A 20,603-nucleotide genomic window follows, 5' to 3' on the forward strand; every position below is an offset into this window, starting at 1 on the left:
TCGCGAGCAGGCTCACTCCCACATTGGTTTGGCAGCGTTCACAAATCCCTGTGGGAGCGGGCTTGCCCGCGAAGAGGCCGGCCGCGGCGCCGCTAAACTTCGACCGGTACAGTCAGCTTCGGACTACCAAGCGCGTGCGTCTTCGAATCAAAAAACCGCAGCTCCACTCCCGTCCCCTCAAACACCTTCGTGTAATGCCGCTTCTGATGCTGGATGAACGCCTTGCTGCGCGGGTAAATCGAGATCGCCGCTGTCTTCGGCTTCGCCTGACGCAATGCATGAATGATGTGGCTGTCCTGCTCGCCAAGGGCATGCCCGAAGATGCACAGCCCATCGCCATGGCCCAGTAGCTGGTCGTAGCAGAACGACAGGTAATCGGAGCTGCGAATGGTCTTGAGCTTGTCCTGGGTCGGACCTTCGGTGACGAACAGTGGCACATCGTCGAGGGTCTTGATCGTATTGTTGATGGCGAAACTGCCCAGCAACGTACCTTCGGTCGACATCAATTTACGTGCGGTGCCGTCCTGATTGCGCACCAGATGCAGTCCGCCGTGCAGGTACAACAGCCGGGTTTTGTCTGTCGTGGTGAGGCTCAGGTCAAAACGCGGCTCGGTGCCCTGGAACAGATCGGTAATAGCCTCAGGCCGGTGCTGGATCGCCCAGTAGTTGAGCAAATCGTAATTAGTGGTGAACACCGTTCGATAGCTGCCCAACTCCTGATTGATCGTCGCCAGCGTCGAGGGCACCACCAACCGCCAAGGGATGTGCACCGCATGCACGGTATTGATCAGCGCTTCCTTGATCGCGTAATAACGATTGCGCGGTGCCGCTGAGCTGACGGCCAAGGCCTTATTGACCCGGCTGGTGGTTTTCAGCGCCCCAAGCACCTGTTCGAAACTGCGCGTCTGCATCGCCTCGAACACGCTCAATTCGGATTGGCTCAGAGGCTTTTCTTCGACAGTGCGGGCGTTTTCGAACAGCGAGTCGTAGCCGAAGTCGTCCCATACCGCACGACTGGCACCGTTACCCACCAGCAGGCCGCCGAAAGAGGCGGTGGTGCGCAAGGCGTTCCAGTCTTCAAGTTGGGCATCGACATCCTGGAAATCGGTCATTGCGTTCGTTGTCTCAAAGCAAAAGGTCTGATGGACGGCGACTTTATCACGACCCGGACTTGAGCCAGATCAAGTTACCGCACGACTAATGGGTCGATCCTGTGCGCACCCGCCGGATCGGTGCTGTTGATTCGGCTTCAGCCAGGAGACTCGCGCATGAGCAGTACGTTTTTCATTCCCGCTGTGAACATCATGGGCACCGGTTGCCTCGACGAAGCCATGGACGCCATTCGCAAGTATGGTTTTCGCAAGGCGCTGATCGTCACCGACACCGGGTTGGCCAAGGCTGGCGTGGCGACGATGATTGCCGAGAAACTGGCGATCCAGGACATCGACTCGGTGATCTTCGACGGCGCCAAGCCGAATCCGAGCATTGCCAACGTCGAACTTGGTCTGGGCCTGCTCAAGGAAAGTCGCTGTGATTTCGTGGTGTCGCTGGGCGGCGGTTCGCCTCACGACTGCGCCAAGGGCATCGCCTTGTGCGCCACAAACGGTGGGACGATTCGTGACTACGAAGGCGTCGATCAGTCAACCAAACCGCAACTGCCGCTGATCGCCATCAACACCACCGCCGGCACTGCCAGCGAGATGACCCGTTTTTGCATCATCACCGACGAATCCCGTCACGTGAAAATGGCCATCGTCGATCGCAACGTCACGCCGCTGCTGTCGGTCAACGACCCGGCGCTGATGGTCGCCATGCCCAAGGGCCTGACTGCCGCCACCGGCATGGACGCACTGACCCACGCCATCGAAGCGTACGTCTCCACCGCGGCCAATCCGATTACCGATGCCTGTGCGCTGAAAGCCATCACCTTGATCAGCAATAACCTGCGCCTGGCCGTACGCGACGGCAGTGACATGATCGCGCGGGAAAACATGGCTTACGCGCAGTTCCTGGCCGGTATGGCATTCAACAATGCGTCCCTCGGTTACGTTCACGCGATGGCTCACCAGTTGGGCGGTTTCTATGACTTGCCCCACGGTGTGTGCAATGCGGTGCTGCTACCTCACGTGCAGAGTTTCAACGCGCTGGTCTGCGCCGAGCGCCTGACCGATGTTGCTCGTGCGATGGACGCCGACGTTCGCGGGTTCAGCCCTGAAGAGGGCGCTCAGGCAGCGATCGCGGCCATTCGCACTCTGGCCAAGGACGTGGAAATCCCCGCCGGCTTACGTGAGCTCGGTGCCAGGCTCAACGACATCCCGGTGCTGGCCAGCAACGCCTTGAAAGACGCCTGTGGACTGACCAATCCACGGAAGGCGGATCAGCGGCAGATCGAGGAGATTTTCCGCAGCGCGTTTTGACCAGGGCACGGTTCGGTTTGCACGCGGTACCGCTGACGGATGACGGGTCGGATCGCGCATTGATTCTGGTGATGCGCGATGAAGCGACCCTGTCGCCGGTGAGGCGGATGTTGTTTGAGCAATTGCGCGGTCAGGCCTGACAGTTCTCTATTGGATGGGCCGGCCTCATCGCGAGCAGGCTCGCTCCCACAAGGGGTTGGCGTCGGACACAAATCCTGTGCCCGACGCAATCAATGTGGGAGCGAGCCTGCTCGCGATGACTGACTCACAGCCAACAAACCCCCAGCGGCTATACGCTCAAGGACGTTTAAGTTGTACGCTCCGGTCGGACCCAGCCTATAGGTTACTAAACCCATGCTAACCGGCCTCAACCACCTGACCCTCGCCGTCACCGACCTGAACCGCAGCGTGGCGTTCTATCGCGATCTGCTACAACTTCAGCTTGAAGCCACGTGGGATGCCGGCGCCTATCTCTCATTACCCGGTCTGTGGCTGTGCCTTTCTCTCGATCCGCTACGCGAACCTACGGCCACCGCTGACTACACCCATTACGCCTTCGGTATCGATTCAGTGGACTTCCCGTTGTTCGTCGAACGCCTGCGATCGGCCAACGTGCGGGAATGGCGGGACAACCGCAGCGAAGGTGCGTCGTTCTATTTTCTCGACCCGGACGGGCACAAGCTTGAGGCGCATGTCGGGGATCTGGCGTCGCGGCTGGCGGCGTGTCGGCAACGGCCGTATGCGGGGATGAAGTTCTTCGACGATCAGTGAGTCGATGCTTGGGGGCCTGAGATAGACTTGCGTCCATTCATCCGGCGTTTCAACAGGAATTCCCATGACTCCATCGCTGCTAATGGCCGTTCTCGCCTCGGGCTTCATTTATGGCATCACGCCGGGCCCGGGTGTGCTGGCGGTGTTCGGCATCGGCGCGGCGCGCGGGCGGCGGGCCGGAGCGGGGTTTCTGTGCGGGCATTTGCTGGGCGACGTGGTCTGGTGCAGCACGGCGCTGATCGCGATTGTCGGTGCGCGGGAAATCGGCAGCACCGCGTTCGATGTGTTGGGCGTACTCAGCGGGCTCTACCTGTTTTGGCTGGGCCTGCGCGCGGTGCGGGCTCGTCGCGGCAGCGCCGAGGCGCCTCAGGGGCCGGCGCGGCAGCCATTCTGGCACGGCATCCTGTTCGGTTTGACCAATCCCAAGGCTTATCCGGTGGCAGTGGCGACCTTTACTGCGCTGTTGTCCAGCCGTGCAGAATTGCTGCATTGGTCGATGTTGCCCTGGTTGATCATCCTGAGCTTCGTTGGTGGCCTTTTGGCCTACGCTATTCTCATAGGCATCGTCGGGGCGCGTCAGGTGCGCACGTTGTATCAGCGTCATGAACTGGCGATCACCCGGTTGTGCGGGGTAATGTTCATCGGTTTTGCCATCAATGCCTTGGTGCATGCGCTGCCTGGGTTGGTGACGAACAAGGCTTGAGGCTGATCGCAGGGAAGCGTCAGCGTACAGTCATCGCTCGGGCGTATGACCGGTCAGGGAGGGTTGTTCAATGTTGCATTGTCCGGACACGCTCTCGGCATTATGGAAACCAGAAATTCCGCCCCACTGGCGAGCTACATCGACCTCTTGCTGGACGCCGTCTGTGCGGTGGATAAACAAGGTCGCTTCGTATTTGTCAGCGCGGCCTGCGAGCGCATTTTCGGTTACACCCCCGACGAGCTGATCGGCCAGCCGATGATCGATCTGGTACATCCCGCCGACCGACAGCGCACCCTCGACGCCGCGCGGGAGATCATGGGCGGCGAACCCAAGCTCAATTTTGAAAATCGTTACCTGCGCAAGGATGGCCGGGTGGCGCACATTCTCTGGTCTGCGCGCTGGTCGGAAGCCGACCAATTGCGCATTGCCGTGGCCCACGATATCACTGAGCGCAAACAGGCCGAGTCCCGACAAGCGGCGCTGTACGCAATCTCCGAGGCGGCCCATGCGGCGGAAGATCTGCTGGCGCTGTTCAAACGCGTCCATTTGATCATCGGCGAATGGCTCCCGGCGTTGAATTTCTCCGTGGCGCTGTATGACGAGCACTGCGCGCAGCTGAATTTTCCCTATCACGTCGACGACCGTGAACCGCAACCCGAGGAGCCCGGGACTGTGACCGGACGTCTTTGCAGCGAAGTGATTCGCAGCGGCTTGCCGATCCTGCTGACTCCGGATCAGGACAATCCGCCGCCGGGGTTTGCGGCACTGGTCGCCGGCCAGGATTCGCCCTGCTGGCTGGGCGTGCCATTGAGTTCGAAGAACGGCACCATTGGCGCATTGATCGTTAAAAGCGTACCGGGCGGCGAGCGTTACACCGAGCAAGACAAAGAGCTGCTGCAGTATGTTTGCGCGCAGGTCGCGACCGCTATCGAGCGCAAGCAATTGCATGCCCGCCTCCAGCGCATGGCCCAGTACGACCAACTGACTCAGTTGCCCAATCGCGAGTTGCTGCGCGAACGCCTCAAAGCCTCGCTGGAGCTGGCCCGAACAGACTCCGGTCGAATGGCTTTGCTCTACGTCGACCTCGACCGCTTCAAGCATGTCAACGACACGCACGGTCATACGGTTGGCGACATGCTGCTGCAAGCGGTCGCCAATCGGCTCAAGGGCTGCGTGCGTGAAACCGATACCGTGGCGCGCATCGGCGGTGATGAATTTGTGGTGTTGTTGCACAGCATCCATGCCGCAGAGGATGCCGAGCGTGTGGCGGGAAAGATCCGTCAGGTGCTGGTTCAGCCCCTGCGCCTGGACGGGCATAACCTGAACATCCAGCCGAGCATTGGCGTTGCGCGCTACCCCGAACACGGGACAGAAGAAAATCAGTTGTTCAGGCATGCCGATGAGGCGATGTACAGCGCCAAGCGCCAGCAGCATCTGCGTCTTGGGACCTGAAAAAACCGTCACCGTTCGTCGCAGCGTTGCCAGTTTTTCTAAACCTTTTTGGGGATGGAAATTCTTATTCTATGCGGGCGGCTGCTCGCAGCGATCATCACCAAGAGGATGAGAACCATGCCTACTTCCAAAAATCCAAGTCCGGGTAGTGCCCACGATCGAACGAAAGCGTCTGAAGCCGGTCGCAAAGGTGGGAAAACCACCACGACGACCGTTGATAAAGACTCCGCGAAAGGCGGCATGGGCCGCAAAGGTGGTCAGAAATCCCGGTAATAGTGAAGTGGTTTTTATTAAAAGACGGGGGCGCAAGCTCCCGTTTGAATTTTCAAAGAAGGAGGGCGCGACCATGAGCCGGATGGCCACCCGATTACGCAATGCCAGTTTTGTCACGTTACTGGGGCTGTTTGCCAACAGTGCCTTTGCCCAGTCTGCTGCTGAATTCATCAACGAAGCGTCGGCCAAAGGCATGGCCGACATCGAAGCCAGCCGCCTGGCGCACCAGAAAACCGAATCCAAAGAGGTCAAGGACTACACCATCGTGGTGATCAACGACCTCACCACCGCCAACCAGCATCTGGCGAAAATTGCCAAGCAACTCGATTTACCGGTCGCGCCACGCGAAGAGGTGATGGACAAGGCCAAAACCCTGATTCCGGAGGTGAAGGACGATGCGTCCTTCGATCAGGCGTACGCCGCCAGTCAGGTGAAAACCACCCAAGAGACCATCGAGCAGCTTCAACAACAAGCGCAGACCACGGACGTGCCGCAAATCAAAGCGTTCGCCGAAGAAACCTTGCCCAAACTGCAAAACCACCTGCAAATGGCCAGAGAGCTGCAAGCCAGTCGTTAGCACCAATGGCGCGGGTGACGTCACCGGTCACCCGCGGGGCATGGGTCAACATTCATTCAATCCTGTTTCTTTGTTTCCGGGACGACAGTGCCGTCCAGAGGAATCGTTTCGCCCTCGCCAAGGTGACGATATTTCTTTCTCAACTCTTCCAACTGTTTGAGATCCAGCGATTCGAGACCCAGCATCGCGTTCTGCGCTTCTTTCGTTACTCGCAATAACTCATCGATCTTCAAGTGCAAAATGTCCGTGTCGCGGTTCTGGGTGTTCTGGATAAGGAACACCATCAGGAAAGTGATGATGGTGGTCGAGGTGTTGATGATCAATTGCCAGGTATCGTTGAAATGAAAAATCGGCCCGCTCAAACCCCACAGGATAATCAGAACGATCGCCCCCAGAAATGTACGGGGCAGGCCGGCCCACAGGGAGAGTTTCTGTGCAATTTTTGCGAATTTCATTGCCGTGCTCCTTATAGGGATGCGCCTGATTTTCAGACAGCACGGGCATAACGAAAATTCTGCTGAATAGTGCCTGCGCATGGATGCGTGAACCCTCTGTCAGAGGCTGATCGTTCGGGGCCGAAAAAGTCGCAACCATTTCCACCGACATGGGGTCACTACTTCAAGCCTGTGAAACTGGAGACCCGCATGAACATCGCTCGCACGTTTTACCTTTGCTGCTGCCTGCTTGCGTTGCAGGGCTGCTTCGATAACTCGGATAACGAGACCAAAGACAATACTGATGGCACCAAGTCATCGGTGCAGATGCAGGAGAAGGGGGCGGATAGTAAATAGCGGTGAGTGGCTGCTGTATCGTTGCATGCCAAGAAATAAGTGCGAATCCATGTGGGAGCGGGCTTGCTCGCGAAGACGGCGGCATAGTCAATATTGATGTCGCCTGAAACACCGCATTCGCGAGCAAGCCCGCTCCCACAGGTTCCGCGCCTGAACTGGCGTTGTTTTTTTTGTATCTATCTATTCACAACAGCGTCACCTCAGTCTTCCAGCTGAAGTACCCCAACACTTCACAGCGCTGGTTGATCAGCATAAAGCTCAGTTCGCAGGCCACCACGCCTGGGGTCAATTGCGAGCACTCCCAGTAATGATCATCGGCTTTGTGACTGCCCGGTTGGGTCGGGTTGGCCGGGTCGGGCGCGGGGACTGTCTGCTCGCCGTTGACGACCAGTTTGGGTGGCGAAAGGATCCCGGCATCGCTCACCGAAATGTTGTGAAAGACAACGCTGTGTTCGGCCAGCAGGCTGACGGTTCTGCCGCGGAGATGGAAGACTTGGCCGTTACTGGCTGTTAGCGTTACTTTACTGTCATTTTTGGTGTTTTTTGTTGTTTCTGTACCGCTGATGGCGAAGATGAAGCCGTCTTCAATCATCGTCGGTTTTTGCGCTTCAAGACTGGGTTGTGGATAACGGGAAAGCAGCGATTCGGCATCGACGATCAGCAGCACACTACTGGCTATCACGGCGCTCGCCGGGGAGGTAATCGGTTCGGAAGTCATCATGGATCCTTTCATGATGTTGACGCAAAACGGTAACCGCTTCGGTTCAAGCGAGACATCCTGTTCCAGCCGAGGCGGCAACGAACTCGGTAGGCCCCTCGTTGCCAAGGGGCCCGGCCCAGCATCAGTTATGGATGGTAATGAACGGATCCCATGTGCAGCAGCCGATGATCTGGCAGTCGCGATTCACGATCAGAAACTGGAAGTGATAGGTCACGCTGCCGCAAGCAAGGGTTTCCGAAGACCAGTAATGGTTATCGACCTTCTGGCAGCTGGGCACCGACGGATTGCTGGTATTAGGGACTGCAAAGGAGGCGGTAGCCTTGCGTGGCGTGGGCGTAGAGATCAACTCGTTGCCTGCGTTACCGACGAACTTGTAGAAAATCACTGCTTGTTCGAAGCCTAGCGACAGGCTGGTTTCACGCCAGCGAATCAGATCGCCTACCTGTGCTTTCAGGTTGAGCTCGCCACCGGCCTGGCCACTCACCACGTTGTTCTGATTGGTCACCATGTACACATGGTTGACGTCGATCATCGTCGGTGCAGCAGGGTTTTTGCTGATGTTCGGGTAGTTTTTCAGAATGGTTTCGGTGTCGATCGAAACAAGTACATCCGTGACTCGAGACATAGTAAAGCTCCTTTGATAGTGATTACCTGGCTACCTACCAGGCACAACGCTTTGCCTTGCGGCCGTTGCGAACACACTACTGGGGAACCCACTCGATCACGGGGGCGAGCTGGCCTTGCTCCTTGCCTTGAAATGACGGGTTGGGTTCCTTCCAACAGGCCGCGAGTAGGACTATAGATGTCATTTTTATACTGTCAAAATCGCTTCGCCCTTCGGTCGACGAACGGTCCTTTTGGTTATGACTTTCGATGATTTTGCGATAAGAAAAGGCTCACTCAGATCCTACGCCCTCCAAAAGTCGGGATAGGGCAGAGCACATCGGTCGATGTATCGTAGCGAACCGGTTGTCTGCCTCTGGCTACAACCTGCACCGACAGGAGAACGATATGAGTTGGTCCGCCAAACAATACGTAGCGTTTGAAGATGAGCGAACGCGCCCGGCGCGTGACTTGCTGGCCGCCATCCCCACAATGGACGTCCAATCGGCAATCGACATCGGTTGCGGCCCGGGTAATTCCACCGAGTTGCTGGTGCAGCGCTTTCCCAATGCCGCGGTGCGAGGGGTGGACAGTTCACCCGATATGATCGAGGCCGCTCGCAAGCGCTTGCCTCACCTGCGTTTCGACACTGCAGACATTGATGCCTGGAACGAGACCGGCCCGTTCGACGTGATTTTCGCCAACGCCGTGTTGCAGTGGCTGCCCGATCACGCCCGGTTGCTGCCGTCATTGGTGGCCAGGCTCGCGCCCGGCGGTAGCCTGGCGATTCAGATGCCCGACAACCTCAACGAACCGTCGCACAGGTTGATGCGCGAGGTCGCAGCGAACGGCCCTTGGGCTGACAAACTGGCAAGGGCCGCAGGCCTGCGAACGGAAATGGAGGATGCGGGTGGTTACTACTCGATGCTGCGTGCCCACTGCACCCGCGTCGATGTATGGCGCACCACCTACTATCATCCCCTCGCGGACGGCGCATCGGGTGTGGTCGAGTGGTTCAAGGGCAGCGGTTTGCGGCCTTTCCTTGAGCCGCTGAATGAAGCGGAGCGGGTGCAGTATCTCAAGCAGTATCTGACAGCGATCGAGCAGGCCTATCCGGCACTGAGCGATGGTTCAGTGCTGTTGCCGTTTCCGCGGTTGTTCATGGTGGCGACGCGCTGACCTACAAAGGGACATGCCTGGTCATTTGTCCCTTTGGTTTATCAACCTTCGAGCCATCAGCCCTGCTGCAAAACCTTGAGCGCCGCCGAGGCCAGAAACCCGGAGCGACTCTTCTCTTCCGGATGATGCAGGACGTACTCATCGATGCGGTTGAGCAGGTAGCCGGGCAGGGTGATGTTGAGTTTCTGGGCCTTGCCCAGGTATTTGGTGACATCGATGTCCACCACGGCCCACGTACACCCTGCGTACTGTGGATTGGCCGCATGCAGGGTCACTTTGTTGGCGGGCGGAATCGGTGATCCGTCTTCGGCCAATATTTCGAAATGGCCTTCGATGGCTTCGCGCGCCATGGCCATGGCGTCATCCAGATCCTCGCCGGCGGAGAAACAACCCGGAATATCCGGTACTTCCACGCCCCAGGCGTGTTCATCATCGCCCATGGAAATTGCTATTGGGTAAAGCATGTTCGTCATCCTCTGAAGGCGCTGTCCATCGACTCGTCAGAGCAGCGCCTGTTGCAAAATACTGATGGCCGTTTTTTTGAGCAGATCCTTTTTCGGATGAGGAACCGTTACCAGTCCTGGCTTGGTTGGATGCTTGAAATGATGATGGCTCCCCTTGATTCGTACCAGATACCAGCCATCTGCAACGATTTGGCTTATCAAAAAACGGCTATTCACATCACCTCCCTGTGGTGTGCTTGTGGTTACTATACCTACTGAAATTCACTAATCAACACTATAACCACCAACGCATCCTGAGCACTGATGGGAGAGCGGCATGAAATGAGTCTAGGAGGGCATTTGGCGATGGCTTGGGGAAGGTCGGCTTTCTGTATTGCAGGGTTTTGCCGGGCGCTGGAGAGCGTGGGAGATCAAATTTCATGCATAAAAAACTGGCCACTTCGGATGTCAGTCAGTTGGGCGAATCGGAAGTGTAGGAGCCAGGCTTGCCGGCGAAGGCGTCCTTAAGAGCGCTTTCGCCGGCAAGCCAGGCTCCTACGAAAAGGGGTTGCTCGCTTAACTGACTGAGATTGAGTAGTAGCTTCTAAATCAGCTGATCAATCAAAACCGCGTTGGTATAGATCAAGCTTCCATCGCTCGCTCGATGCCCGACCAAATGGAACTGACCGCGTCCGTGCTGCAAGTAGACGCGCATTTGGCAGTCGGACAAGGGGCCGTATCCCTCTGGCAAGACCAAATCCATTGAGCTCATGTCGACATCAACCATGGCTTCAGGCTCATGAGTCTTCTGTAGGCGTTCTTCAGCTTGCTCTAGACTCAGATGGAGGGGGCCATCGACATCAAAGCTGATCTCCCCCACCGGGGTGGACTTTGGGGCGCCGCTGGGTTTGCACCAGCCTTCGATTGTCAGGTTACTCATGACGAAACCTCCGTCGTGGACTGCTGGACTCTGTAGCTCTTGTCTCTTCTCATCAGGATTGAGTATAGCTGGCAACCCGGTCTTGCTTGCCCATTTAGTCCCGAGAGACGTAATGCTGATATCCATAGTTATATGTAGCGAATAGCTTTAAACGATTAACTTAATGTTCGAATTGGAATATCTGGTCAGCAGATTTTTCAGAAAAAGCGCGTATTCCGTCCATGCACTATACTTCCTGCTGACTTTACCGTCGGAATGGATGGTACTTGTCTGCCCTGCTTGGACGTCAGTGGCGATGCTGTTGCATAACCAGTGAACAACAGGAATAGGATGAACAGAAAATGGCAATAGCAATTATCTTGATACTAATCGTTATTGCATCAGTGTTGTTCCACATACTAGCGCCTTGGCATGCGACACCGGCAGCTTCCAACTGGGGATCTATAGACACCACCCTGTTTATCACAATGATCATCAGTGGAATATTTTTCATTGCTATCACGGTATTTATGGCGGTAGCCGTGATGCGTTATCGTCACAAGGAGGGTGCCAGGGCGCACTATCAGCCAGAAAGTAAAAAACTGGAAACATGGTTGATTATCGTGACCTCGATAGGGATTGCCGCGATGTTGGCGCCCGGCCTGGTGGTTTACAGTGATTTCATCCATGTGCCGAAAAATGCTTATGAACTTGAAGTGGTCGCCCAGCAGTGGCAGTGGGCCTTTCGTTTTGCTGGCCAGGACGGGAAGCTGGGTAAATCGGATATCAAGTTTGTTGATTTTACCAATCCCCTCGGCCTTGATCCCAAGGATCCTGTCGGGCAGGACGATGTGCTTATAAAAAACAATGAAGTTCGCCTTCCGCTCGATCAGCCTGTGAAGGTTTTACTGCGCTCTAAAGATGTGCTGCACAATTTTTATATCCCGCAAATTCGCAGCAAGATGGACATGGTGCCGGGGATGGTGTCGTACTTTTGGTTTACACCAACTAAAACCGGGAAATATGAAATCCTTTGTGCTGAATATTGTGGCGTAGGTCATTACAACATGCGCGGCCAGATGATCGTGGAAGAGCAGGGCGCCTTCGATCAATGGCTGAACAGCCAACCGACTTTTGCGCAGACATTAACGACAGCTGCCAAACCCAGTCAGGACAGCGTGCTGGAAAAAGGTCGCTTGTTGGTCGAAAAATACGGCTGCGGTGCCTGCCATAGCCAGGATGGCAGTAGCAGTCTCGGCCCGGGATGGAAGGGGTTGTATGGCCGCACTGAACAGTTTGCCGATGGCACCCGTGCGCTGGTCGATGAGGCTTACCTGAAAGAGTCGATCCTCGATCCGAAGGCCCGACTGGTACAAGGCTACCCGCCAGTCATGGTGGCCTATACTCTCACTGAAGATGAACTGGGTGCTGTCGTCACCCTGATCAAATCACTGGGTGCCGCGGAGCAAGAACCTTCTGCCAGCGAAAAACTGGACAGAGGTGACGACTTGGCGACGCAGGGGCAACGGCTGGCCGAGTCGCTCGGCTGTCTGGCCTGCCACAGTGTCGATGGCAGCAAGGGTGTCGGCCCCAGCTGGCAGGGCCTCTATGGCGAGACCGTAACCCTTGCCGACGGTACGAGTATCAAGGCCGACGAGGGTTATATAAAGGATTCGATTCTTAATCCCGGCGCCAAAATCGTCAAAGGCTATGCAGCCGTCATGCCGGCCTTTACCCCGAGTGATCAGGAGTTGAACGCACTGATCGCTTTTATCAAATCCAAAGCGAATGCCGACGCTGATGCGAGCAAGGCGGAGCCAGGGAAGTAGCCGTAAAGCTGCCAGGAATGCACCGAAACTTCGAACAGGAGGATGACGTGATGGCCTATGCGGAGCAAGCCGAAACAGAAGCACTACACGAGCCCAAAAGCTTCCTGACCAAATATATCTGGAGTCAGGACCACAAGGTCATAGCCATTCAATATTCCTTGACGGCTATATTCGTGGGCGTTATCGCCGTGGTGTTGTCCGGCTTGATGCGCATACAGATTGGCTTCCCCGGTACTTTGGAGTTCATGGATGCCAGTGCTTACTATCAGGCCATGACCATGCACGGCATGATCATGGTCATTTACTTGCTGACGGCCTTGTTTCTGGGTGGCTTCGGTAACTATCTGATCCCGCTGATGGTGGGCGCCCGCGACATGGTCTTCCCCTATGTCAACATGCTGAGTTACTGGTTCTACCTGGTAGCGGTAGTGGTGTTGCTCTCCAGTTTCTTTGTTCCTGGCGGTCCCACCGGTTCGGGCTGGACGCTCTATCCGCCGCAGTCCATTTCTCAGGGGACACCTGGGGTCGAGTGGGGCATCGTTCTGATGCTCGTCTCACTGGCGATTTTTATTGTTGCAGCCACCATGGGCGGGTTGAACTACGTCACCACGGTGTTGCAGGCGCGCACGCACGGCATGACATTGTTTCGCATGCCGCTCTCCGTATGGGGCATCTTCATGGCCTCGATCATGGCCTTGCTGGCTTTCCCGGCGTTGTTCGTCAGTGCGGTCATGATGCTGTTTGACAAGCTGTTGGGCACCAGCTTCTTTATGCCGGCGATGATCTCGCTGGGGCAGCAGATCGATCACCAGGGTGGCAGCCCGATATTATTCCAGCACCTGTTCTGGTTCTTCGGCCACCCGGAAGTCTACATCGTGGCTCTCCCTGCGTTTGGTCTGGTCTCCGACTTGATCAGCACGCATGCGAGGAAAAATATCTTCGGCTACCGGATGATGGTGTGGGCCATTATTGCGATTGGCGTACTCAGCTTTGTGGTCTGGGCGCACCATATGTATGTCAGCGGAATGAACCCGTATTTTGGCTTTTTCTTCGCCGTCACCACCTTGATCATCGCGGTGCCGACCGCACTGAAAGTCTACAACTGGGTGCTGACCCTGTGGCGCGGCGACATTCATCTGACCGTGCCGATGCTGTTTGCCCTGGCCTTTATCGTCACCTTCCTGGTCGGCGGTCTGACCGGGTTGTTTCTCGGCAATGTGATCGTGGATATTCCGCTCTCGGACACCTATTTCGTCGTTGCCCATTTTCATATGGTCATGGGGGTCGCACCGGTACTGGTGGTGTTCGGCGGCATTTATCATTGGTTCCCGAAAGTCACCGGGCGCATGTTGAACGACACCCTGGGCAAGCTGCATTTCTGGATTACCTTTCTGGGCACCTACGCCATCTTCTTCCCCATGCACTACCTCGGTTTCCAGGGCATGCCTCGCCGCTACTACGCCTATGAAAACTACGCGTTCATCCCGCAGTCGGCGCAAGAGTTGAATGCCTTCATTACGGTGATCGCATTGACCGTCGGCGTTTCCCAGTTGCTGTTTCTGTTCAATCTGGCCTGGAGTGCATTCAAGGGCAAGCCCGCAGGCGGTAATCCCTGGGGTGCGGCCAGTCTGGAATGGCAAACGCCGAACACCCCGCCGATACACGGTAACTGGGGAGCGAAGCTGCCGATCGTGCATCGCTGGGCCTATGACTACAGTGTGCCGGGGATAGAACAGGATTTCGTTCCGCAAACGGTCTCCGCCGAGGAGCTGGAGCAGATGCGGCAACTGAGTGCCGGAACCAAGACAGCGGACGTTAAAACATGAAAAGGCTGCTATTGAGAAACGCCGACGGCGCTGACCCCGGCGGCAGTTGGAGTCGCGACCCTGGGGGTATTCAGGCCACCGAGGCTGATAGAAGCCAAATCGCAAGAACGGGCCTGCGTTTGTTTCTGGTCGTGGTGAGTTCGTTATTCTTTCTCTTCCTGCTCGCCTTTATTGCCCGTTCACAAATGGCCGACTGGCTCCCCCTGACAGACCCCTTGGCGCCGTTAGCCAATCTCTGGCAGCTATGGCTGAATTCGGCTTTTCTGGTATTCAGCTGCATTGCACTGCAGTGGTCGCGTATGGCCGCCCGGCAGGCTCGGCTGGACGCTACGATCATTGGTTTTGCATTGGGGGGCGTATTTGCCATTGCCTTTCTGGTGGGGCAACTCTGGGTCTGGCAGCAGTTTGTCGCCTGGGGTTATTTTGTCGCCAGCAATCCGGCCAACAGTTTCTTCTACCTGTTGACCGGTCTGCATGGGCTCCACCTGCTGGGCGGGCTGATAGCCTGGGGCATAATCGTCGCTAAATTCCTGCGTCGCGTGCCGTTGGCGCAACTGCGCGTCAGCGTAGAGCTCTGTACCACCTATTGGCACTACTTACTGGGTCTTTGGTTCGTGCTATTCGCTTTGCTGGCCAGCACGCCGCAAACCTATGAAGCCATCGCCAGATTCTGCGGCCTGAGGTGAAAAGCCATGGCATCGCATCCACTTGCCCCAGGCGAATCCAGTTCATCCAATCCACCAGACTCACCGCCTGCACCGGGATGGCAGGGCATCGCCAGCGACTGGGCCTCGGATAGAGAGGTCTTCAAGCAGGTCCCTTGGGGCAAGGCGATGATGTGGATATTCCTGCTCAGCGATACTTTTATATTTACCTGTTTTTTAACCGGCTACATGTCGGTACGCATGACCATCACCACCGCCTGGCCGAACCCCAGTGAAGTGTTCGCATTGACGATCGGCGGTAGAGAAATCCCGCTTATTCTGATCGCGATCATGACTTTTGTGCTGATCAGCAGCAGCGGCACTATGGCCATGGCCGTTAATTTCGCCTATCGCCGTGACCGCGCGAAAACCACTGCCCTGATGTTGGCGACCGCTGCCTTGGGTGTGACCTTCGTCGGCATGCAGGCATTTGAATGGAGCAAGCTCATCGCAGAAGGGGTGCGTCCCTGGGGAAACCCCATGGGAGCGGCGCAATTTGGTGCCAGCTTTTTCATGATTACCGGTTTCCACGGACTGCATGTGTCAATCGGCGCCATCTACCTCAGCATTGTGGCGATGAAAGTACTGCGGGGAGATTATGAGCGCTCTGGAAACTATCAGAACGTCGAGATAGCCGGGCTCTACTGGCACTTCGTGGATTTGGTGTGGGTGTTTATTTTTGCTTTCTTCTATTTATGGTAGAGGAGCACGGGTGATGGCACATGCTCAGGGTCAGCAACATCCAATCAGTTTGTATCTTAAAATCTGGGGGCTGTTATTCGTCCTCAGCACGCTGTCGTACCTTGTCGACTATTTCCACTTCCATGGCTACCTTCGGTGGTCCCTGATTATCACTTTCATGTTGTTGAAGGCAGGTTTGATTGTCTCCATCTTCATGCATATGGCCTGGGAGCGGTTGGCCATGGTCTACGCCATACTGTTGCCACCTTTATGTTTACTGGTGCTCGTCGGACTGATGGCCACCGAGGCAGACTATGTTTTCCTCAGCCGGGTCATTTCCTTCGGCCAATAAGCGGCTTCCGGTGGCCTTGAGTCTCTAGGGCTAACCCGATATCACTCGCTTGAACTGATGCCATTTGTGCTGCCAGGCCACTGTCCAGTGGGGGGCTGCCGTTCCCGTGCCGGCGACCGTCAGCTTTGGATGATGTTCGATTACCTGGTCCAATATCGGTTCCTGATTCGGTTCAACATCCACGAAGAAGATATGTTTTCCCTCTTCTACCATCTGTTTAAAATTGCGGAAGTGAGCATTCGGCACCTGGATACCAAAAAAACCGCCTTCCCAGATGCAGAAGCCAAATATAACGATGGCCAGGAAGATAAAAGGCACCCACCCTGCGGCGGAGTCGGTCCAGCCCATCCAATAGGCGCCGCCAAGGATCAGCGCTGCGAGTGGTAAACCGACCACAGCACCAATCTCGCCAGAGTGAACAACATCCTGTTTCATTAACGAGTTAACCTCGTGGAGATGATGTTCTTCAACATCAGCAACTTGTTCACTGAGCACATGAATTTGTTCGGTATTGATGCCGTTGGCTTCCAGTTCATTTTCAACGGCCTCGAGATCGTCGAGATTGTCACTGATGTAATAGTGCCGATTCATGCCACACCTCCCATCTCGTGTTGGCTGTAGACCTCCTGTGTCCTGCAGCCGCTAACTGAGATTTGCAGTCGGTATCTGTACCCGTGGGGAACGTTGTACGCTTCATGCAATTCGTAGGAAGTATAGCATTCGCTAGCATGCGGGGCGGGCAACGTCAAGATCTGAGAGGCAGCAGGACTTGGCGCAAGCCCCTAAACCCCCAGACACAAAAAAAACGGCCATCGAGGCCGGTTTTTTCTGTTCCTGCATCCCCGTCAAAAACTGACGTGAGACAAAAATTCGATTGGAGCGGGTGAAGGGAACAGAAGTATTCATAAAATACGGGATGTTTGGGGTGTTTTTATATTCCGGTGTACAGGTGGGTGTGCAAAAAAACGCAGGAACTGGGTGACTCCGTTGCTCTCCCAGGCTCTCACTCTATGCAGAAAGGCTCTTCTTGAAGGCTCCAACGAGTGGTCTCGGATCGTCTTTACGCCACATTGCGTATACCTTGACCGCTGAGGGGAACCAAGGGAGATCACGGAAAGTCAGCCGCCCTGGAAGAGCATCGCGTAGGCTGGATTGAACGAGTGTCACTCCAAGCCCTGCGCCAACAAGACGGAGCGCGGTTAGTAGGTCATCTGCCTCCATTTGGATGTCCGGTACAAAGCCGGAGGATCGGCAGTTTTCAATAAAGCGCCGTCGGGCATCGGGATTCCGAGCTTCTGCTAGAGCGATCCAGTGCAGACTGTCGAGATCATCAGCTCGAATATCGGGCTGACCTGCCAATGGATGATCCGACGCCAATGCAAGGACCACGGGCTCACTCATGACTTCTACTACCTGAATATCCGGATCATGGGGTGGCGAATAAAGCATTCCTACATCAATCACTCGGCGGTATAAGGCCTCGATCTGTGCGGCGGAAGATAGTGCATGAAGCGTGACGTTAGACATTGGTCGTTGCGCCCTCAGGTGCCGGAGGGCTTGAGGTAAAACTTCAGCGTGCATGACGGCCTCGACGTAGCCGACTGCAAGAGTGCCGGATTCTCCCTGAGCGAGACGACGGGCGTGAGCTTTGACGCGCTCTGCTTGCGACAACAGATTTTGTGCATCAAGAAGAAATAATCGACCTTCGTCTGTCAGCCTGACCCGTTGGCGTGATCGTTCGAATAGGGTGAGGCCAAGTTGCGCTTCAAGTTGCATAATCTGACGACTAAGCGGCGACTGTGAGATGTGCAATCGTTCAGCCGCCTGACCGACATTTTCGGTCTCAGCAACAACGACAAAGGCGCGAAGTAACTTAAAATCCATATGATGCTCGGATGGTCTTAAATGTGTCCATATCAGTCTTAGATTGTATCACCGTTTTCTGCAATGCTGACTGTTGATTGCAACTGAACAGAAAAGGAACGTCAGTATGAAAATGACTAAGTCGAGCCCCCGTCGCATGATCGCCAGCGGAGTTCTAGCGTTTGTCACTTTGACATCTCTCGCGGCTAACATTGCGTCGGGACAGACGCAACCCGAAATGGCCAGCCCCAACAAGCCTGGATATGCGGTGTTCTTTATTCAGGTAAGCAATCCAGATGCGTATACGGAGTACGCATCCTTAGTCCTTCCGTCTCTAAAGCCATATCAAGGTCGCGTGATATCTGCGGTTAGTCGAAATGATATGCGCCAAATTGAGGGCGTTGCGTCCTTGGATAGAGCTGCGATTATTGAGTTTCCGTCCTTGGATATTGCGGAGGAATGGTACAAGTCCTCCGCTTATACGCGCGCGACGGCTATTCGAAACAAGGCTGGAGTGAGCGAAGTTGTCCTGATGCGTGGGCGTTAAAGTATGCGCAACTCGATTACACTTCGATTTTAGGGGTAGGTCAAAGACCGTCACCGCTGGCTTGCCAGCGAGATACCTGTAGTGGTAATTCAATTGATTCGACGGATCGGGCAGATTGTGAGCGAAATACAACTAATGTTTAAACTTATAAAGTTCCCAGATGTGGAATGAATAAATCATAGTTTATGACTACGCACTCGCGACAGCAGAAACGCCTATAAAGCCTTGAAATAGATTTTGATTTCAAGTGGAAGATGCTGCGCTTGAATTTTTATTCTCCCTTGATGGTATAGTTGCTTTTAACTATTAGAGCTGAATGAGTCTTGAAGTTATATATGGATATATATGAAAGCTGAAATACAGAATTTGGATGTTACGTTACGCGATGGCGGCTATCGGAATGATTTTAATTTCACGCTTGAATATGCACAATAACACATTCAGCAAATGGTTAAAAGTGGAGTCGATTGGGTTGAGATTGGATATAGGAACGGGGCTTTTAAAACCATAGCCGATATCGGTATTACTGGGCTTTCCGAGAATTCTTATATCAGCGCTTTGCGCGATAGCGTGTCGGAACCTTGCCTATGTGTAATGGCACATCCTAAAAATATAGAAAAAAATGTAGTGAGGTGGTTTTGAAAAAAATCTGAGTTGCTCCTACTGGAAGCAATACAAATTATTCTTTTTTACTTAATGCGGAGGTAATGCGGTGAGTCAACAAACTACTCAGATCCCTTATGGCATTTTACTCACGGCGCTAGTATTACTTAGTGCTAGTGGCTTGATTGCATCCGATATCAATCTACCGGGTATGGGTGTTGCTGCGATTGCATTAGATTCACCAATTTCTGCGATACAGCGGACTTTTGGGATTTATTTGATTGGCTTAGCTGTGGCGCAGGTTATTTATGGCCCGTTGTCTGATGCTTATGGTCGTCGTACGTTGGTACTTGGTGGCCTGTTTTTATTTACGGCGGCATCAATTACCTGTGCGACTGCGCAGAATGTTACGGTATTCGCGATCGGCCGCCTATTGCAAGCTCTAGGTGCTGGTGCTGGTGTGGTGATTGGCCGCGCGATTGTCGCCGACATCTTTGACAAAAAAACCGCTGGCCGTGTCTTTGCTACGATTATGCCCATCGTTGGCGCCTCGCCAGCGCTGTCACCAATTATTGGTGGTTATTTGACCCTGCATTTTTCCTGGCGGGCGCCATTTCTATTTACTGCTGCGCTCGGGATTGCAACGCTGATTTTAGTCGCTACGAAAATCCCTGAAACTTTCCCTAAATACCAGCGGCACCATGCGCTGTTGGCAACCATAAAAAATTATCCGGGGTTGCTGATCAATACTTTGTTTTTAGCCTACACGGTAAATTTAGGCGTTGCCTATGCTGCTTACTTTGGCTACTTGGCCGCTTCGCCAGTTATTTTTAGCGCGATGGGGATGACGCCTGCCGTAATCAGTTATTGTTACATCAGCGTTGCAGTTTCTTATATTGTCGGGAACCTTATTTCGCGCAATTTAATCCAAAAGTATTCCATCAATCATTTGATAGCAGTTGGCTATGTTCTATTCACCATCGGCGCTAGCAGTTTATTCCTGTGTAGTTTGTATAACACGACCTCCCCGTTACCTGTCTTAATAAATATGGCGATTATGACATTAGGTAATGGTTTTTTGATGCCTTTATCCTATGCTGGTGGCATTACAAACTTTCCGAAAAGCGCTGGAGCAGCATCCGGTCTGATGGGAGCACTGCAATTAGCCTGCGGGTCACTGGCTATTTACGTAGTAACTTTGCTTGGTAGTGATCTGCAACATCTTGGTCTGTTCATGATAGCCACTGCTTTGATCGGATGTGCCTTTTTCCCATGCTTATTGTATTTTTACCATGTTAAAACGCGAGCTGTACGGAAGGAGTTTCTTCCAAAAGCAAATTGACCTAAGG

General features: G+C 54.6%; 24 protein-coding genes and 1 pseudogene. 16 read left to right on the forward strand and 9 right to left on the reverse strand.

Annotation, left to right across the window (positions count from 1 at the left end; translation table 11 throughout):
• Window positions 1-92: 92 nt before the first annotated feature.
• Window positions 93-1,112 (reverse strand): DUF4917 family protein, encoded by a 1,020-nt coding sequence (locus tag IB250_RS12655; RefSeq protein WP_192344327.1) that lies wholly within the window; start codon window positions 1,110-1,112, stop codon window positions 93-95.
• Between the two features lie 156 nt (window positions 1,113-1,268).
• Between IB250_RS12655 and yiaY the strand changes: the two genes are divergently transcribed.
• The 7 genes and pseudogenes from yiaY (at window position 1,269) to IB250_RS12690 (ending at window position 6,193) form a co-directional block, all read left to right on the forward strand.
• Entirely contained in the window at window positions 1,269-2,417 is a 1,149-nt protein-coding gene (yiaY, locus tag IB250_RS12660; RefSeq protein WP_192344328.1) for an L-threonine dehydrogenase, read from the forward strand.
• Window positions 2,418-2,428: 11 nt separating this feature from the next.
• Window positions 2,429-2,557 (forward strand): annotated as a pseudogene (locus tag IB250_RS12665) (LysR family transcriptional regulator); the annotation flags it as partial.
• A gap of 214 nt (window positions 2,558-2,771) precedes the next feature.
• Entirely contained in the window at window positions 2,772-3,188 is a 417-nt protein-coding gene (gene fos, locus IB250_RS12670) for a fosfomycin resistance glutathione transferase (RefSeq protein ID WP_192344329.1), read from the forward strand.
• A gap of 64 nt (window positions 3,189-3,252) precedes the next feature.
• The gene (locus IB250_RS12675) at window positions 3,253-3,891 is read left to right on the forward strand and encodes a LysE family translocator (protein ID WP_007903290.1); all 639 of its coding nucleotides are present in this window, start codon (window positions 3,253-3,255) and stop codon (window positions 3,889-3,891) included.
• 102 nt (window positions 3,892-3,993) lie between these two features.
• The gene (locus IB250_RS12680) at window positions 3,994-5,343 is read left to right on the forward strand and encodes a diguanylate cyclase domain-containing protein (RefSeq protein ID WP_192344330.1); all 1,350 of its coding nucleotides are present in this window, start codon (window positions 3,994-3,996) and stop codon (window positions 5,341-5,343) included.
• 117 nt (window positions 5,344-5,460) lie between these two features.
• Window positions 5,461-5,616 carry a KGG domain-containing protein gene (locus IB250_RS28925; protein WP_008014777.1) on the forward strand — a complete coding sequence of 52 codons (156 nt, stop codon included), beginning with the start codon at window positions 5,461-5,463 and terminating at the stop codon, window positions 5,614-5,616.
• Window positions 5,617-5,689: 73 nt separating this feature from the next.
• Window positions 5,690-6,193, forward strand: a complete 504-nt coding sequence (locus tag IB250_RS12690; protein WP_123499151.1) for a DUF4142 domain-containing protein — start codon at window positions 5,690-5,692, stop codon at window positions 6,191-6,193.
• Window positions 6,194-6,249: 56 nt separating this feature from the next.
• Here the strand turns inward: IB250_RS12690 and IB250_RS12695 are convergent, their stop codons facing one another.
• Window positions 6,250-6,648 carry a low affinity iron permease family protein gene (locus IB250_RS12695; protein WP_192344331.1) on the reverse strand — a complete coding sequence of 133 codons (399 nt, stop codon included), beginning with the start codon at window positions 6,646-6,648 and terminating at the stop codon, window positions 6,250-6,252.
• Window positions 6,649-6,837: 189 nt separating this feature from the next.
• Here IB250_RS12695 and IB250_RS12700 point away from each other — a divergent pair, with 189 nt between their 5' ends.
• Window positions 6,838-6,984: a hypothetical protein gene (locus IB250_RS12700; protein WP_192344332.1), complete on the forward strand. Its 147-nt coding sequence runs from the start codon at window positions 6,838-6,840 to the stop codon at window positions 6,982-6,984.
• 184 nt (window positions 6,985-7,168) lie between these two features.
• Here the strand turns inward: IB250_RS12700 and IB250_RS12705 are convergent, their stop codons facing one another.
• Both IB250_RS12705 and IB250_RS12710 read right to left on the reverse strand, forming a co-directional pair.
• Window positions 7,169-7,702, reverse strand: coding sequence for an AidA/PixA family protein (locus tag IB250_RS12705; protein ID WP_192344447.1), 534 nt, complete (start codon window positions 7,700-7,702; stop codon window positions 7,169-7,171).
• Window positions 7,703-7,826: 124 nt separating this feature from the next.
• Window positions 7,827-8,330 carry an inclusion body family protein gene (locus tag IB250_RS12710; protein WP_095630996.1) on the reverse strand — a complete coding sequence of 168 codons (504 nt, stop codon included), beginning with the start codon at window positions 8,328-8,330 and terminating at the stop codon, window positions 7,827-7,829.
• A 386-nt stretch (window positions 8,331-8,716) separates the two neighbouring features.
• Here IB250_RS12710 and tam point away from each other — a divergent pair, with 386 nt between their 5' ends.
• Entirely contained in the window at window positions 8,717-9,487 is a 771-nt protein-coding gene (gene tam, locus IB250_RS12715; RefSeq protein ID WP_192344333.1) for a trans-aconitate 2-methyltransferase, read from the forward strand.
• Window positions 9,488-9,543: 56 nt separating this feature from the next.
• Here the strand turns inward: tam and IB250_RS12720 are convergent, their stop codons facing one another.
• The 3 genes from IB250_RS12720 to IB250_RS12730 form a co-directional block, all read right to left on the reverse strand.
• A complete protein-coding gene (locus tag IB250_RS12720) occupies window positions 9,544-9,951 on the reverse strand; it encodes a type II toxin-antitoxin system HicB family antitoxin (RefSeq protein WP_008074516.1) in 408 nt (135 codons plus the stop codon).
• A gap of 36 nt (window positions 9,952-9,987) precedes the next feature.
• Window positions 9,988-10,167, reverse strand: coding sequence for a type II toxin-antitoxin system HicA family toxin (locus IB250_RS12725; protein WP_048394018.1), 180 nt, complete (start codon window positions 10,165-10,167; stop codon window positions 9,988-9,990).
• Between the two features lie 367 nt (window positions 10,168-10,534).
• Window positions 10,535-10,870 carry a hypothetical protein gene (locus tag IB250_RS12730; RefSeq protein WP_192344334.1) on the reverse strand — a complete coding sequence of 112 codons (336 nt, stop codon included), beginning with the start codon at window positions 10,868-10,870 and terminating at the stop codon, window positions 10,535-10,537.
• A 341-nt stretch (window positions 10,871-11,211) separates the two neighbouring features.
• On the opposite strand from IB250_RS12730, the gene IB250_RS12735 reads away from it, so the two are divergent.
• From IB250_RS12735 to IB250_RS12755, 5 genes are read left to right on the forward strand one after another with little or no spacing between them, the layout of a single operon-like run.
• Window positions 11,212-12,678, forward strand: coding sequence for a cytochrome c oxidase subunit II (locus IB250_RS12735; protein ID WP_192344335.1), 1,467 nt, complete (start codon window positions 11,212-11,214; stop codon window positions 12,676-12,678).
• A gap of 50 nt (window positions 12,679-12,728) precedes the next feature.
• Window positions 12,729-14,504 carry a cytochrome c oxidase subunit I gene (gene ctaD, locus IB250_RS12740; RefSeq protein ID WP_192344448.1) on the forward strand — a complete coding sequence of 592 codons (1,776 nt, stop codon included), beginning with the start codon at window positions 12,729-12,731 and terminating at the stop codon, window positions 14,502-14,504.
• Window positions 14,501-15,190 carry a cytochrome c oxidase subunit 3 gene (locus IB250_RS12745; RefSeq protein WP_192344336.1) on the forward strand — a complete coding sequence of 230 codons (690 nt, stop codon included), beginning with the start codon at window positions 14,501-14,503 and terminating at the stop codon, window positions 15,188-15,190. The genes ctaD and IB250_RS12745 overlap by 4 nt, the downstream gene beginning before the upstream one ends.
• Before the next feature lie 6 nt (window positions 15,191-15,196).
• Window positions 15,197-15,910 carry a heme-copper oxidase subunit III family protein gene (locus tag IB250_RS12750; RefSeq protein ID WP_192344337.1) on the forward strand — a complete coding sequence of 238 codons (714 nt, stop codon included), beginning with the start codon at window positions 15,197-15,199 and terminating at the stop codon, window positions 15,908-15,910.
• A gap of 13 nt (window positions 15,911-15,923) precedes the next feature.
• Window positions 15,924-16,241: a cytochrome C oxidase subunit IV family protein gene (locus IB250_RS12755; RefSeq protein WP_123499130.1), complete on the forward strand. Its 318-nt coding sequence runs from the start codon at window positions 15,924-15,926 to the stop codon at window positions 16,239-16,241.
• Between the two features lie 30 nt (window positions 16,242-16,271).
• Here the strand turns inward: IB250_RS12755 and IB250_RS12760 are convergent, their stop codons facing one another.
• Both IB250_RS12760 and IB250_RS12765 read right to left on the reverse strand, forming a co-directional pair.
• Window positions 16,272-16,832 (reverse strand): magnesium transporter, encoded by a 561-nt coding sequence (locus IB250_RS12760; protein ID WP_192344338.1) that lies wholly within the window; start codon window positions 16,830-16,832, stop codon window positions 16,272-16,274.
• Window positions 16,833-17,249: 417 nt separating this feature from the next.
• A complete protein-coding gene (locus tag IB250_RS12765; RefSeq protein ID WP_192344339.1) occupies window positions 17,250-18,125 on the reverse strand; it encodes a LysR family transcriptional regulator in 876 nt (291 codons plus the stop codon).
• Between the two features lie 106 nt (window positions 18,126-18,231).
• Between IB250_RS12765 and IB250_RS12770 the strand changes: the two genes are divergently transcribed.
• Together IB250_RS12770 and IB250_RS12775 are read left to right on the forward strand one after the other, a co-directional pair.
• Window positions 18,232-18,651, forward strand: coding sequence for a DUF1330 domain-containing protein (locus IB250_RS12770; protein WP_192344340.1), 420 nt, complete (start codon window positions 18,232-18,234; stop codon window positions 18,649-18,651).
• A gap of 712 nt (window positions 18,652-19,363) precedes the next feature.
• Window positions 19,364-20,596 (forward strand): multidrug effflux MFS transporter, encoded by a 1,233-nt coding sequence (locus IB250_RS12775; RefSeq protein WP_192344341.1) that lies wholly within the window; start codon window positions 19,364-19,366, stop codon window positions 20,594-20,596.
• Window positions 20,597-20,603 lie beyond the last annotated feature (7 nt).

Origin of the sequence: Pseudomonas sp. PDM09, from assembly GCF_014852305.1 — a bacterium.
Lineage (GTDB): Bacteria > Pseudomonadota > Gammaproteobacteria > Pseudomonadales > Pseudomonadaceae > Aquipseudomonas.

Bases quoted from the DNA above. Each gene is read 5' to 3' on its own strand.
- IB250_RS12655 (WP_192344327.1), bottom strand. From the start codon at position 1,112: ATGACCGATTTCCAGGATGTCGATGCCCAACTTGAAGACTGGAACGCC.
- yiaY (WP_192344328.1), top strand. From the start codon at position 1,269: ATGAGCAGTACGTTTTTCATTCCCGCTGTGAACATCATGGGCACCGGT.
- fos (WP_192344329.1), top strand. From the start codon at position 2,772: ATGCTAACCGGCCTCAACCACCTGACCCTCGCCGTCACCGACCTGAAC.
- IB250_RS12675 (WP_007903290.1), top strand. From the start codon at position 3,253: ATGACTCCATCGCTGCTAATGGCCGTTCTCGCCTCGGGCTTCATTTAT.
- IB250_RS12680 (WP_192344330.1), top strand. From the start codon at position 3,994: ATGGAAACCAGAAATTCCGCCCCACTGGCGAGCTACATCGACCTCTTG.
- IB250_RS28925 (WP_008014777.1), top strand. From the start codon at position 5,461: ATGCCTACTTCCAAAAATCCAAGTCCGGGTAGTGCCCACGATCGAACG.
- IB250_RS12690 (WP_123499151.1), top strand. From the start codon at position 5,690: ATGAGCCGGATGGCCACCCGATTACGCAATGCCAGTTTTGTCACGTTA.
- IB250_RS12695 (WP_192344331.1), bottom strand. From the start codon at position 6,648: ATGAAATTCGCAAAAATTGCACAGAAACTCTCCCTGTGGGCCGGCCTG.
- IB250_RS12700 (WP_192344332.1), top strand. From the start codon at position 6,838: ATGAACATCGCTCGCACGTTTTACCTTTGCTGCTGCCTGCTTGCGTTG.
- IB250_RS12705 (WP_192344447.1), bottom strand. From the start codon at position 7,702: ATGACTTCCGAACCGATTACCTCCCCGGCGAGCGCCGTGATAGCCAGT.
- IB250_RS12710 (WP_095630996.1), bottom strand. From the start codon at position 8,330: ATGTCTCGAGTCACGGATGTACTTGTTTCGATCGACACCGAAACCATT.
- tam (WP_192344333.1), top strand. From the start codon at position 8,717: ATGAGTTGGTCCGCCAAACAATACGTAGCGTTTGAAGATGAGCGAACG.
- IB250_RS12720 (WP_008074516.1), bottom strand. From the start codon at position 9,951: ATGCTTTACCCAATAGCAATTTCCATGGGCGATGATGAACACGCCTGG.
- IB250_RS12730 (WP_192344334.1), bottom strand. From the start codon at position 10,870: ATGAGTAACCTGACAATCGAAGGCTGGTGCAAACCCAGCGGCGCCCCA.
- IB250_RS12735 (WP_192344335.1), top strand. From the start codon at position 11,212: ATGGCAATAGCAATTATCTTGATACTAATCGTTATTGCATCAGTGTTG.
- ctaD (WP_192344448.1), top strand. From the start codon at position 12,729: ATGGCCTATGCGGAGCAAGCCGAAACAGAAGCACTACACGAGCCCAAA.
- IB250_RS12745 (WP_192344336.1), top strand. From the start codon at position 14,501: ATGAAAAGGCTGCTATTGAGAAACGCCGACGGCGCTGACCCCGGCGGC.
- IB250_RS12750 (WP_192344337.1), top strand. From the start codon at position 15,197: ATGGCATCGCATCCACTTGCCCCAGGCGAATCCAGTTCATCCAATCCA.
- IB250_RS12755 (WP_123499130.1), top strand. From the start codon at position 15,924: ATGGCACATGCTCAGGGTCAGCAACATCCAATCAGTTTGTATCTTAAA.
- IB250_RS12760 (WP_192344338.1), bottom strand. From the start codon at position 16,832: ATGAATCGGCACTATTACATCAGTGACAATCTCGACGATCTCGAGGCC.
- IB250_RS12765 (WP_192344339.1), bottom strand. From the start codon at position 18,125: ATGGATTTTAAGTTACTTCGCGCCTTTGTCGTTGTTGCTGAGACCGAA.
- IB250_RS12770 (WP_192344340.1), top strand. From the start codon at position 18,232: ATGAAAATGACTAAGTCGAGCCCCCGTCGCATGATCGCCAGCGGAGTT.